Origin of the sequence: Enterococcus saccharolyticus subsp. saccharolyticus (assembly GCF_029023825.1) — a bacterium.
In the GTDB taxonomy this organism is placed as follows: Bacteria; Bacillota; Bacilli; order Lactobacillales; family Enterococcaceae; genus Enterococcus_F; species Enterococcus_F saccharolyticus.
The window spans coordinates 1,202,567-1,215,000 of record NZ_CP118957.1 but is presented as its reverse complement, the minus strand read 5'-3'; the positions used below and the strand labels follow the sequence as shown (position 1 = coordinate 1,215,000).

At 36.9% G+C, this 12,434-nt stretch carries 10 protein-coding genes and 2 rRNA genes (1 of these 12 cut by a window edge); 2 read left to right on the top strand and 10 right to left on the bottom strand.

The window, feature by feature from the left end; translation table 11 throughout:
- The 6 genes from PYW32_RS06270 to PYW32_RS06245 form a co-directional block, all read right to left on the bottom strand.
- A 23S ribosomal RNA gene (locus PYW32_RS06270) occupies positions 1–336 on the bottom strand; it reaches 2,579 nt to the left of the window's first position.
- 228 nt (positions 337–564) lie between these two features.
- Positions 565–2,122, bottom strand: a 16S ribosomal RNA gene (locus PYW32_RS06265).
- Together the 16S and 23S rRNA genes form the textbook arrangement of a ribosomal RNA operon.
- 344 nt (positions 2,123–2,466) lie before the next feature.
- Positions 2,467–2,652: a hypothetical protein gene (locus PYW32_RS06260; protein WP_016175174.1), complete on the bottom strand. Its 186-nt coding sequence runs from the start codon at positions 2,650–2,652 to the stop codon at positions 2,467–2,469.
- Between the two features lie 88 nt (positions 2,653–2,740).
- The gene (locus PYW32_RS06255; protein WP_016175175.1) at positions 2,741–5,062 is read right to left on the bottom strand and encodes a glucosaminidase domain-containing protein; all 2,322 of its coding nucleotides are present in this window, start codon (positions 5,060–5,062) and stop codon (positions 2,741–2,743) included.
- Positions 5,063–5,203: 141 nt separating this feature from the next.
- Positions 5,204–5,707: a GNAT family N-acetyltransferase gene (locus PYW32_RS06250; RefSeq protein WP_016175176.1), complete on the bottom strand. Its 504-nt coding sequence runs from the start codon at positions 5,705–5,707 to the stop codon at positions 5,204–5,206.
- Between the two features lie 11 nt (positions 5,708–5,718).
- Entirely contained in the window at positions 5,719–6,654 is a 936-nt protein-coding gene (locus tag PYW32_RS06245; RefSeq protein WP_016175177.1) for a dihydroorotate oxidase, read from the bottom strand.
- Between the two features lie 228 nt (positions 6,655–6,882).
- Between PYW32_RS06245 and PYW32_RS06240 the strand changes: the two genes are divergently transcribed.
- A complete protein-coding gene (locus tag PYW32_RS06240) occupies positions 6,883–7,842 on the top strand; it encodes an IS30 family transposase (RefSeq protein WP_016175178.1) in 960 nt (319 codons plus the stop codon).
- Positions 7,843–7,869: 27 nt separating this feature from the next.
- Here PYW32_RS06240 and PYW32_RS06235 read toward each other — a convergent pair whose 3' ends face one another.
- Together PYW32_RS06235 and PYW32_RS06230 are read right to left on the bottom strand one after the other, a co-directional pair.
- The gene (locus PYW32_RS06235; RefSeq protein WP_016175179.1) at positions 7,870–8,343 is read right to left on the bottom strand and encodes a hypothetical protein; all 474 of its coding nucleotides are present in this window, start codon (positions 8,341–8,343) and stop codon (positions 7,870–7,872) included.
- 1,046 nt (positions 8,344–9,389) lie between these two features.
- Complete coding sequence (locus PYW32_RS06230) at positions 9,390–9,725, bottom strand: metal-sulfur cluster assembly factor (RefSeq protein WP_016175180.1); 336 nt, start codon at positions 9,723–9,725, stop codon at positions 9,390–9,392.
- Between the two features lie 140 nt (positions 9,726–9,865).
- Between PYW32_RS06230 and PYW32_RS06225 the strand changes: the two genes are divergently transcribed.
- Complete coding sequence (locus PYW32_RS06225; RefSeq protein WP_016175181.1) at positions 9,866–10,357, top strand: YajQ family cyclic di-GMP-binding protein; 492 nt, start codon at positions 9,866–9,868, stop codon at positions 10,355–10,357.
- Positions 10,358–10,404: 47 nt separating this feature from the next.
- Here the strand turns inward: PYW32_RS06225 and fghA are convergent, their stop codons facing one another.
- Both fghA and PYW32_RS06215 read right to left on the bottom strand, forming a co-directional pair.
- Positions 10,405–11,241 carry an S-formylglutathione hydrolase gene (gene fghA, locus PYW32_RS06220; protein ID WP_016175182.1) on the bottom strand — a complete coding sequence of 279 codons (837 nt, stop codon included), beginning with the start codon at positions 11,239–11,241 and terminating at the stop codon, positions 10,405–10,407.
- A 4-nt stretch (positions 11,242–11,245) separates the two neighbouring features.
- Positions 11,246–12,361 carry an S-(hydroxymethyl)glutathione dehydrogenase/class III alcohol dehydrogenase gene (locus PYW32_RS06215; protein ID WP_016175183.1) on the bottom strand — a complete coding sequence of 372 codons (1,116 nt, stop codon included), beginning with the start codon at positions 12,359–12,361 and terminating at the stop codon, positions 11,246–11,248.
- Positions 12,362–12,434 lie beyond the last annotated feature (73 nt).

The following is a 12,434-nucleotide window of genomic DNA, read 5'->3' as shown; positions in this document are numbered from 1 at the left end:
TTCAACTATCTGAAAAAACTACCATATCGGAGTCCTACAACCCCAAGATGCAAGCATCTTGGTTTGGGCTTTTCCCGTTTCGCTCGCCGCTACTCAGGGAATCGAATTTTCTTTCTCTTCCTGCAGGTACTTAGATGTTTCAGTTCTCTGCGTCTACCTCTTATTAGCTATGTATTCACTAATAAGTAACATCCTATAAAAGATGTTGGGTTCCCCCATTCGGAAATCTCTGGATCAAAGCTTACTTACAGCTCCCCAAAGCATATCGGTGTTAGTCCCGTCCTTCATCGGCTCCTAGTGCCAAGGCATCCACCATGCGCCCTTATTCACTTAACCTTATCAACCTTACGGTTGGGTTTTGATAAAGATCTTCTAGCGATAGAAGTTTTATCAAGAAAAATAAGCAATTGAACTTATTAAAAAACTCATTCAACGCGGTGTTCTCGGTTTGTTTTGATTTCTTTACTTTAAATATCCAGTTTTCAATGAACAAATTCGTTTGAGAGTAAACCTCTCAAAACTGAACAAAGGCAAACGATGTGTAGTTTCCGTACTATTCCTTAGAAAGGAGGTGATCCAGCCGCACCTTCCGATACGGCTACCTTGTTACGACTTCACCCCAATCATCTATCCCACCTTAGGCGGCTGGCTCCAAAAAGGTTACCTCACCGACTTCGGGTGTTACAAACTCTCGTGGTGTGACGGGCGGTGTGTACAAGGCCCGGGAACGTATTCACCGCGGCGTGCTGATCCGCGATTACTAGCGATTCCGGCTTCATGTAGGCGAGTTGCAGCCTACAATCCGAACTGAGAGAAGCTTTAAGAGATTAGCTTAGCCTCGCGACTTCGCAACTCGTTGTACTTCCCATTGTAGCACGTGTGTAGCCCAGGTCATAAGGGGCATGATGATTTGACGTCATCCCCACCTTCCTCCGGTTTGTCACCGGCAGTCTCGCTAGAGTGCCCAACTAAATGATGGCAACTAACAATAGGGGTTGCGCTCGTTGCGGGACTTAACCCAACATCTCACGACACGAGCTGACGACAACCATGCACCACCTGTCACTTTGTCCCCGAAGGGAAAGCTCTATCTCTAGAGTGGTCAAAGGATGTCAAGACCTGGTAAGGTTCTTCGCGTTGCTTCGAATTAAACCACATGCTCCACCGCTTGTGCGGGCCCCCGTCAATTCCTTTGAGTTTCAACCTTGCGGTCGTACTCCCCAGGCGGAGTGCTTAATGCGTTTGCTGCAGCACTGAAGGGCGGAAACCCTCCAACACTTAGCACTCATCGTTTACGGCGTGGACTACCAGGGTATCTAATCCTGTTCGCTCCCCACGCTTTCGAGCCTCAGCGTCAGTTACAGACCAGAGAGCCGCCTTCGCCACTGGTGTTCCTCCATATATCTACGCATTTCACCGCTACACATGGAATTCCACTCTCCTCTTCTGCACTCAAGTCTCCCAGTTTCCAATGACCCTCCCCGGTTGAGCCGGGGGCTTTCACATCAGACTTAAGAAACCGCCTGCGCTCGCTTTACGCCCAATAAATCCGGACAACGCTTGCCACCTACGTATTACCGCGGCTGCTGGCACGTAGTTAGCCGTGGCTTTCTGGTTAGATACCGTCAAGGGATGAACATTCTCTTCTCATCCTTGTTCTTCTCTAACAACAGAGTTTTACGATCCGAAAACCTTCTTCACTCACGCGGCGTTGCTCGGTCAGACTTTCGTCCATTGCCGAAGATTCCCTACTGCTGCCTCCCGTAGGAGTCTGGGCCGTGTCTCAGTCCCAGTGTGGCCGATCACCCTCTCAGGTCGGCTATGCATCGTTGCCTTGGTGAGCCGTTACCTCACCAACTAGCTAATGCACCGCGGGTCCATCCATCAGTGACGCAAAAGCGCCTTTCAGCTTTCTCTCATGCGAGAAAAAGCGTTATGCGGTATTAGCACCTGTTTCCAAGTGTTATCCCCCTCTGATGGGCAGGTTACCCACGTGTTACTCACCCGTTCGCCACTCCTCTTTTCCAATGAACCGAAGTTCTGCGGAAAAGAAGCGTTCGACTTGCATGTATTAGGCACGCCGCCAGCGTTCGTCCTGAGCCAGGATCAAACTCTCATAAAAAAATTTGAAACAATCTTGCGATTGTTAAGCTCATAAAAAATTAACTTTGCTAGCTATTTGCTTGCTTGTTGTATAACTTCTACCTCGTAGAAGTGTCCTACACAATTGGTTCGTTTGCTTGCTTTGTTCAGTTTTCAAAGGTCTACATTTGCTGCATCAGCAACTTTTATATCATATCAGTTTAACAAGTGAATGTCAACTGAAATTTAATATTTTTATTAAAAAAGTTTTTTGCCATTGCTTAATAACAACTAATTTATTATAGCATTCTAGAACAAATAGGTCAATGAATTTCTATAAAAAAATAGCATTATTCGTTAATTTAACGAATAATGCTATTTTCCTTAGATAATATCATGTGTTCTAAATCGGATTTGACGATTCTCGTCTCTTGTTAAAACCGTTTCTTCTTTTAAATAGTTAAATTTTAATTCTTCTAATTCTCGGTTTTCTAGCATTGCTTCGTAGCCTTCAAAAATATCTTTAATATATTGTTTGTAAGCTTTCTTTTTTTTCAAACGTTTTTTCATAAACGACACCGTCCTTTTCGTAAATATCTTATCAAGACTTGTTTTATGTGACAAGCATTATCGAAATTTTTCATCCAAAAATAATGAACTATTTAGGAGTAATGTAACTTACACCACTAGAAAGTGCAATTTCATTTGGAATGATTCGATAATTTAAGTACGAAATATCTCCTTCAGAAATCAAAATGCTATCTTTACCTACAGCTTCTACAAATGCAACATGTCCGTATAATGGATGATAGCCAGCAACGCCTTGTTTAAAGCTAATTACATCACCTGCTTTTGGTGTAGCAGAAACTTTATAGCCTGTTCGTTGTCCAGTGGTTCCCCAATCAGCACCGTTCCCCATATAATCGCCTACAGTACCACCTAATTGATGAACACGATTAAACGCATACCACGTACATTGATCTGAACCGTACGATCCTGATGTATTGTAGTTTGCTCCGTTATATTTAGGATATTTTACCAAATGGCGATAAGATTCAGGAATACCTGAAAAGTCTTGAATATTAGCATTACTAAAGTTTAAATTAATTGAATTTTTAGCTTCATCATATTGCGTTAAATTATAAACCGCAATAATTGAATTTAATTTATTATTGTAAAAAGTATCTGTCGCATACTTTCCAGTAAGTTCAGAAGTTGCTTGTAAATAATTTTTTGCTTCTGATCGCCATACTTTTTTATAGAAAGATTGATTTCCGCTGATTCCTCCACGCAATAATTGAACATAATCTTCTAATGATTCTTTATAACTTGGATAGACACGGAAAGCAGAATTGATTTGATATAATTGACCGCTACCATTGTCTTCATTAGTAGCTAGCGTAACTGATGCGCCATTATGACTACCTTTTACACCAAACAAATTATAATAAGGACCTGTAGATAAACCGCTTGTTCCTGAACCACTTTCAAGAATCGCTTGTGCAATCATAACCGAAGCAAATACATCATATTTCAGTCCTAGCTCTCTAGCAGATTCGCCAATTTGCTCAATAAACCGTTGCGTTGCTGCATTTTCTCTAAAATCGAAAGAAGCTGCATAACCTTTGATTAATTCTTTACCATGACTTGTTAATTGGTCATTCGCAGAAAAATGAATAGCTGTTGTTGGTTGTTCTTTATAACTATTTGCCGCTTGAGAAGCTGTTGGTGCATCTTTTTCTTTCTCGTCTTCATTCGTTTGAAGTTTGAAAACACCCACTCCTGGAACCACTTCTTTTTCTTTTTTATCCGTTTGCTTCTCGTCTTTTTCATCTTTTTCGTCTTTCACGTCATCATTCACACGAGATGGAACTTGTTGTTTGCTAAATTCTTCATCTGCCATAATAAAACGATCTTGCCCAAGATAAATAGCTGCTTGAGTGACTTTTTTATTCGTTTCCCATAAGAAAATATCTCCTGGTACTGCATCCTTTATTGCAACTGCTGTGCCAGAATGACGAATATCTTCATAACTATTGCCTAATTTTTTACCAAAAACTTTGTCATAAACATAAACTGGTAAATATAGATTATCAAAAGCTTCAGGACCTTTGGCGTCTTTTTTATATTCTGCTTGTAATTGCGACAACGCTTCAACCACTAACGCCGCAGAACGTTGATCTTTAAACGAATCTAATAGCGGTAATTCATACCCATTTAAATCAGAAGATGAAATATTATTCGTTACCAAACGGCTATCTAATGAAGTTTTGGAATCAGAGATACTTGGACCGATAAATAATGGCGTATTAGGTAAAACTTGATTAGATGGAATAGAATTATTAGCTGTTACTTGATTTTTTTGTTCTTTGGTAACAGGTGTAGATTCTTTCGGCTGTTTTTTTGCTACTTTTTTCTCTTCTTGTTTTTTAGGGGGCTGATTTTTTTTATCTTCTTTTTGTTTTTCGGGTTGTTTCGTTGACTCAGTCGGTTTTTGTTGCCCGCTATTTCCATTATTATTATGAGAACTTGATTCACTTGAATTTGTAGAAAAATCTATTGTCTCAGAAGATGATGATGTTGACTCACTGGTAGTAGAATCCGGCGTTTCTTCTTGAGATGGTTCTGGTTCAGACGGGTCCACTGGAGGAATTACTTCTACTGATGATGAATCACTTTCAGAAGATGATGACTCCTCGCTACTTGTGGATTCTTCACTACTAGAACTTGATTCTTCAGTACTAGATATTGTTCCTTCCACTTGCTCAACGGTTGTTTCTATTGTCTCTGTTGTGTCAGTCGTTTCTACTGTACCGGTATCGGTGGTTGTGTCCACCGACGCTGTTTCTACATTTGCGGTTTGTTCACTACTGCTAATTGTTGCTGCAACGTCAGACAAAACTGGCGCAGTGTTAGACATCAAAAGAAGCGCAATACTGAACGCAGCTAATGCACGTTTTAGTTTTAAGTTATTCTTCATAAGCGTTCCTTTCGTACTATTTATTTTTTATTTTAGTTAAAACCATTATAAAATAAATTCCCCCGTTTTTTAAAGTGTTTCACTAATAAGTACGCAAAAAGAAAAGGAAATATCCCTAAACAAGGATTTTCCTATCTTTTTTCACCCCATTTTTTGATATGCGTATCTCTTTCCATCTGGAATAGGGAAATAAACAACTCCTCGATAATGAAAACCTGTATCTAAAATCGCCTTCTGCATTCCTTTGTTCAACGCATGCGTGTCAATACGAACATCACTAATTCCCTGTTTCTGGCTTTCCATCACTAAATGCTGCAATAGTGTTTTCGCTAATCCTTTACCCGAAGCTTGTTTTGCTACAGCAATACGATGAATCGACATATAAGAAGAACCACCTTCCCATGTACCTTCAATCGCTGTATAAACAGGATCGATTCCTGGGATTAATGCACCCAACGCTAAAATCGTTGACTCTTCTAACACATACATTGTTTTAGCCTCAATGTCTTTACGCAACTTCTCTTCATTCGGGCCATAACCATTTTGCCATTGAGGAGAACCTTGCTCATGTAAAACTTGAATCGCATCATTAATAATACTCATTAAAGAAGGTAAGTCTTCTATTGTTGCTAATCTAAATCTCATTGATTTGCCTCTTAATCAGTAATAGATTTTAGTTTCCCACGAAATTCATCGATTGTTTCGTAGCCTTTTTCTTCCATAATAGCTTCTAGTTCTGCAGCAATACGATCGAAAATAGCAGGACCTTCTTTATGAAGCTCTGTTCCGATTTGCAGCATAGTTGCCCCGCACAATAGATGTTCAAACGCATCTTGCCCGTTACGAATACCTCCTGTACCGACAATTTTAATACTTGGGTTTAAACGTGTATAAAACGCACGAACATTAGCTAAAGCAGTGGGTTTAATATACTCGCCACCAATACCACCAAAGCCGTCTTTAGGTTTAATCACTACTGATTCTTGTTCAACATCAATATATAAACCATTCCCAACAGAGTTAATTGAGTTAACATAAGTTAATGGAAATTTATTTAAAATTGCTGCCATTTCATCGAAATGTGCTAAATCAAAATAAGGAGGCAGTTTTATTCCTAGTGGTTTTGTAAAGAAAGAGAAAACCTTTGTCAAAATTTCTTCTGTTAATGGAAAATCATAAGCAACTTGTGGTTTCCCTGGAACGTTTGGACAAGATAAGTTTAATTCTGTCACCCCATTAAAATCACTTGCTTGAATCACTTCCAACATTTCAATGTTTTCCGCTACACTCATTCCAGCAATTGAAAAGAAGATTGGCGCGTCAAATTTATCTTGACGATCAATTGCATAATCTAAATAATATTGCAAACCTAGATTAGGTAACCCCATAGAATTGATACTACCTAGTGGTACATCGTAATAACGTGGAGAAGGATTGCCTTCACGAAGATTAATTGTAGTACTTTTAGTAACAAAAGCTCCTGCCTTAGACGCAGATAGTTCATCTAATTCTTTATCTGTCATACAATGAACACCAGAAGCATTCATCAATGGATTTTCAAAAGTATAATCAACAAAATTTGTTTGTAACATCTTTTATTTATTCCCCTTTCTTTTTCTCTCATTAGTTTAGCTTTTCAGCAGTATAAAAGCAATAGATAGCTTTTCATCTTGTTTTATTTTTTCATAGTAAGATACGAAAAAATTTATAGAATGTTTTTTTATTTCGTCGATTGTAAAATTAAGCTAGACAACTAAAAAGATCATTTGTGCTACACTCAAAATAGTTCCGACCAAAGAATTATTAAGGAGTGAGTACAAATGACCTATAACCATCTTACAACAGACGAATTAGTAATCATAGAGTCTTATTTCAAAAATAATCAATCCGTTGCCAAAACTGCGCAATGCTTAGGACGTGCGCGACAAACGATTCATAACGTGTATCAATTTTTGAAAACTGGTGCTACGATACTGAACTACTATCAACAATACAAAGAAAACAAAAAACGCTGTGGTAGACGCTCGATTGTTTTACCAGAGGAACAAAAAGAATATGTTCAAAAGAGGGTTGTTCAAGGGTGGACACCGGATGTGATTGTCGGCCGCTCGGAAATGAAACTTGATTGTTCAGTTCGTACACTGTATCGAATGTTTCAAACTGGCGCATTTAATGTGCATGATTTGCCTATGAAAGGCAAACGAAAACCAAATGGACACCAAGAAAAACGTGGGAAACAAGCTTTTCGGCGCAGTATACATGAGCGAATCAAGAAGCACCCAGAATTTGAAAACGAATTTGGCCATCTTGAAGGAGACACTATTGTCGGTCGAAAACACAAAAGTGCTGTTATTACATTGGTGGAACGTTTGTCAAAAGTGATTATTACATTGAAGCCAGCCGGTAGACAGGCAATGGACATTGAAAATCGAATTAATCATTGGTTTCAAACGGTTCCTAAACATCTGTTTAAATCAATTACGTTTGACTGTGGGAAAGAATTTTCAAATTGGAAAGCTATGGGAAATCAAAATGATATTGATATTTATTTTGCGGATCCAGGCACCCCGTCACAACGCGCTCTAAATGAACATTCAAATGGATTATTACGTCGTGATGGATTAGTTAAAGCCATGGACTTCAATGAAGTATCAGAATCATTTATTCAAGCTGTTGCTTCCAAACGAAATCACATCCCAAGAAAATCTCTAAAGTATCAAACACCGATGGAAATATTTTTGAGAAATATAAAACCAGATGATTTGTCTAACTTAATTTGACAAATGAAATTTTTAAATAAATGTTTTCTAATTAATCCAAACAATCTCTTCTTTGATAAAATACGTATCATCTTTTGTTAAATACGCTGATTTTTTTAGTTGAGAAATTTCTTTTTGAGAATAATAACTAGTCAATTCTAATTCGGTAAGGGTAGTTACAATAGAACCTTGGGACCAACTAAACATTCCACTCTTTTTAGTTCTTAGTTCTACTGGTAATTTCTTTACATTCATCAAATAACCAAAAGAATTATCATAAAAATGTAGAAAATCATCTATTGCAACCACAACTTGTGAGCGCATAAAATTCTTTTCAAACAACCAAATTTTTAGATAGTACTTTCTATTTAACGAATCTATCTCCGTTTGCCATGAATGATAGATTTCTATCAAAGCATCTAACAATAGCTGTTTATACCAATAAGGTAAATCATATTCATCCAGAGTATAAAAAGGTGCAATCCAGATTTTAACATAATCTCTAGAATCATCTATTAACAAGTCTTTATCTAAGATTAGATTTCATTGCTTCCAATTTTCAATAGCTCGTTTTCTTCTTTTCCAACCTCTAATCTTTTTCTTCTTAAAAGTCAATTATACCTTACCTCTCATTTCCCAAAATTTTAACCTGTTCACATTAGAATCATCTTTTATTTCAATAAAAAAAACAATGCAAAATCCTAAACTATTTCTGATATATCTTTTATCTGTTTTTCGACACAAACAAAAAAATATCTTTCAGCTAAAAACTGAAAGATAAGATATTATCTAAGTTATATAAAAAAGCCTTAATTATAGGACTTTAATCAATTTCTGAATTCAACTATATTTTACCTAAATCAAAGATTACATATTCATTTTGTCTGGTAGCCATAATCCAAAAAGTGGCTCAGATTGGATAAGAAACCTAAGTGATTGTGCTCTAATACCTGTTTCGATTAACAGCGTTACAATCAACCTGTTCCTAGATTCGTAAAACTTATTTTTGTGTTGAAAATTTAGCATCCGTTTAATTTCTGCGTCGTTAAACGTCTCAATGATTGTTTGCTTTTCTTTAATCCATTTGACTTTTAAACATGGATTTTTTGATGGAAAAATATATTCCTCATTTTCGCAAAACGCAAAGAAAGAGCGAATCGATCGTAAAATAGAGTTAATGTAAGACGCTGATAAGCCCTTTCCTTTTTGATTAATCAAGTATTTCCTGATGTCGGTTGCTGTAATCTCCTCTAAAAGTTTTTTATTCGTAAACAAAAAAAGTCTGACACAAGCTTAAATCGTTTATAAATTGTCTTTTTTGCATGGTTTTTGGATTGATTATAAAAATCAAATTCTATCAATAAGTCTGTTAAAAAATACAAAAAAAGAACCTCCTTCCCTTGGATTCTGTTATTTAATCCAAAGAAAAAAGGTTCTTTTGGCTGTTGAGTACCTTACTAAATTTCACTAGAAAAATAGCGTCGGATACCTTACTAAACACACTTTTTTATAACAATTTAATTGATATTTTAACATTAAAAATAATCCGGAAACCTTATTATACCAAACTATCTAATTCCCAAAGCAATCCGTGCATAACGGCTCATTTTATCGGTTGTCCAAGCGGGATACCAAACTAATTTTACTTCGATTTTTTTCACTTCTGGTACATCTTCTAAAGCGTCATGGATGTTTTCAGTCAACACGTCTGCCAATGGACAGCCCATTGTTGTTAGTGTCATTTTGATTATTGCTTCACCAGTTTCTCCATCAAATTCAATTTCATATATTAAGCCTAAATTTACAATGTCGATTCCGAGTTCTGGGTCGATAACTGTTTCTAAGGCAGTCAGGATGCGGTCTTTAATTTCTTCGATTTCTTGCTCTGTTCTTGATTCGCTCATCTTACTTCCTCCCCTATTAATTCTATAGAAATAATACCGTGTTTCTTAGCATTTGTAAATCAATGAACTTAATATTTGCAGAATTCAAATACGAATAATGGTATAATAGAAGAAAATTTATTAGTTTTAGGAGGAAAATAATGGCAAAAGAAGCAAGTTTTGATGTTGTCTCAGAAATGAATATGGAGGAAGTCAAAAATGCGATTCAAATGACAACCAAAGAATTGAAAAATCGTTTTGACTTTAAAGGTTCAACAATCGATATTACTTTTGACAATCAAAAATTAACGATTGTTGGAGATGATGATTTCAAATTAGAACAAATTAAAGATGTGTTATTAGGCAAATTAGTCAAACGTGGTGTGCCTATTAAAAATATTCATTTTTCAGAAACCGAGCACGCACTAGGAGCTAAGTCACGGCAACATGCAGAATTAATTAGCGGTATTGACAAAGACAATGCGAAAAAAGTTACCACAGCAATCAAAAATGCGAAATTAAAAGTAAAGGCTCAAATCCAAGACGATCAAGTTCGTGTTACTGGAAAAAGTCGCGATGACTTACAAGAAGTTATTCAATTGTTACGCAAATTAGATTTACCTATCGAGTTACAATTTACTAATTACAGATAAGAAAAAAAACTCTCGCTAACACATTCGTAGCGAGAGTTTTTTCAGTTTTATTCTAAACATGCATGATGAAAAGCAAAATGTTCACCAATAAATGTCGCAATCGTAAAATAGCTATGATCATATCCTTCTACTTTTTGATAACGGACATTTGCTTGTTTGGTTTCAGCAGTTTTTAAGAAAGCAACTTCATTTAATTGGACATCATAAAAATTATCAGCAGTTCCTTGCGTAATATAAATTGGAGGAACTGTAGAACAATTAGCTAATAGTGTAGTAGCATCCCAATTTTCCCATGTATTTTTATCCGTTCCTAAATATGCAGTAAAGGCTTTATTCCCCCAAGGAGTATGAATAGGGTTAGTAATAGGTGCAAAAGCTGAAATAGCTGCAAAACGTTGAGGATTTTTCAAGCCAATCGTTAGAGCACCATGCCCTCCCATTGAATGTCCCATAATGCTTTCTCGTCCAGAAAAATTAGGAATTAAATGATAAATAATTGATGGTAACTCTTGTGTTAAATAATCATACATTTGATAATTTTGCTTCCAAGGATCTTGCGTCGCATTTAAATAAAAACTAGCGCCTTGTCCTAAATCCCAGTTCTCATCATCAGCAACAGAATCTCCACGCGGTGAGGTATCAGGAATAGCTACGGCAACTTTATATTTGTCTGCGTATTGTTGAAATTGACCTTTTTGGCTAAAATTATCATCGTTACACGTCAGTCCTGATAGCCACCACACAAGCGATATTTCTTGAATTTCTGTTGTTTGAGGTAAAAACAAACTAAAAATCATGTCGCAATTTAAAGTTGTTGAAAAATGACGATATTTCGTTTGCGTACCATTAAAAATTTTGTGCGTTTCAACTGTTTGAATATCCATCTGCTTATTCTCCATAAGTTAAAATTGTCCGAATTGATTCACCTTCGTGCAGCAAATCAAAAGCTTTATTGATTTCCGTAAAATCTAAATGTCCCGAAATAAATGATTCTAAATCAATTTCACCATTCATAAATTCTTTAACCATTGTCGGCAATTCACTACGTCCTTTCACACCGCCAAAAGCTGAACCGCGCCACACACGACCAGTTACTAATTGGAAAGGACGGGTACTAATTTCTTGACCAGCGCCAGCAACGCCAATGATAATACTTTCTCCCCAACCTTTGTGACATGCTTCTAAAGCTGCACGCATGACATCCACGTTACCGATACATTCAAAACTATAATCTACACCACCATCAGTCATTTCAACAAGAACTTCTTGGATTGGACGATTGTGGTCTTTAGGATTTACAAAGTCCGTTGCACCCATTTTTTTAGCTAATTCCCATTTTTTAGGATTCAAATCAATGGCAATAATTCGTTTCGCATTGGCTTTTTTCAAACCTTGAATAACAGCTAGGCCAATCGCGCCTAAGCCAAAGACTGCTGCAACAGCACCTTCTTCTACTTTTGCTGTGTTTTTAACAGCACCTAACCCTGTTGTAACGCCACAACCAAATAAAGCGACTTTATCTAAAGGAGCATCTTCATCAATTTTCACCAAATTAATTTCATTCACAACCGTGTATTCACTAAACGTACTTGTTCCCATATAATGATAAATTGGTTCGCCATTATATGAAAAGCGTGTTGTTCCATCAGGCATTAATCCTTGCCCTTGTGTTTCACGAACTGCAGAACACAAATTTGTTTTTCCTGATTGACAGAATTTACATTGCCCACATTCAGCTGTATATAACGGAATGACATGGTCGCCCGGTTTTACTGAGGTTACTTCATCTCCCACAGCTACAACTACTCCGGCTCCTTCATGACCTAAAATAGCAGGAAAAACGCCTTCTGGATCATCACCAGACAAAGTAAATGCATCTGTATGACAAACAGAAGTATATAAAATTTTCACCATTACTTCTTTGGCTTTTGGTTCTGCCACATCAATTTCAACAATTTCTAATGGTTTTCCTGGGGCAAATGCTACTGCTGCTTTACTTTTCATCTTCATTCCTTCTTTCAAATTAATCTGTACAACTGTTAGTATAACGCATATAATACAAAGTGTTAATACTGAC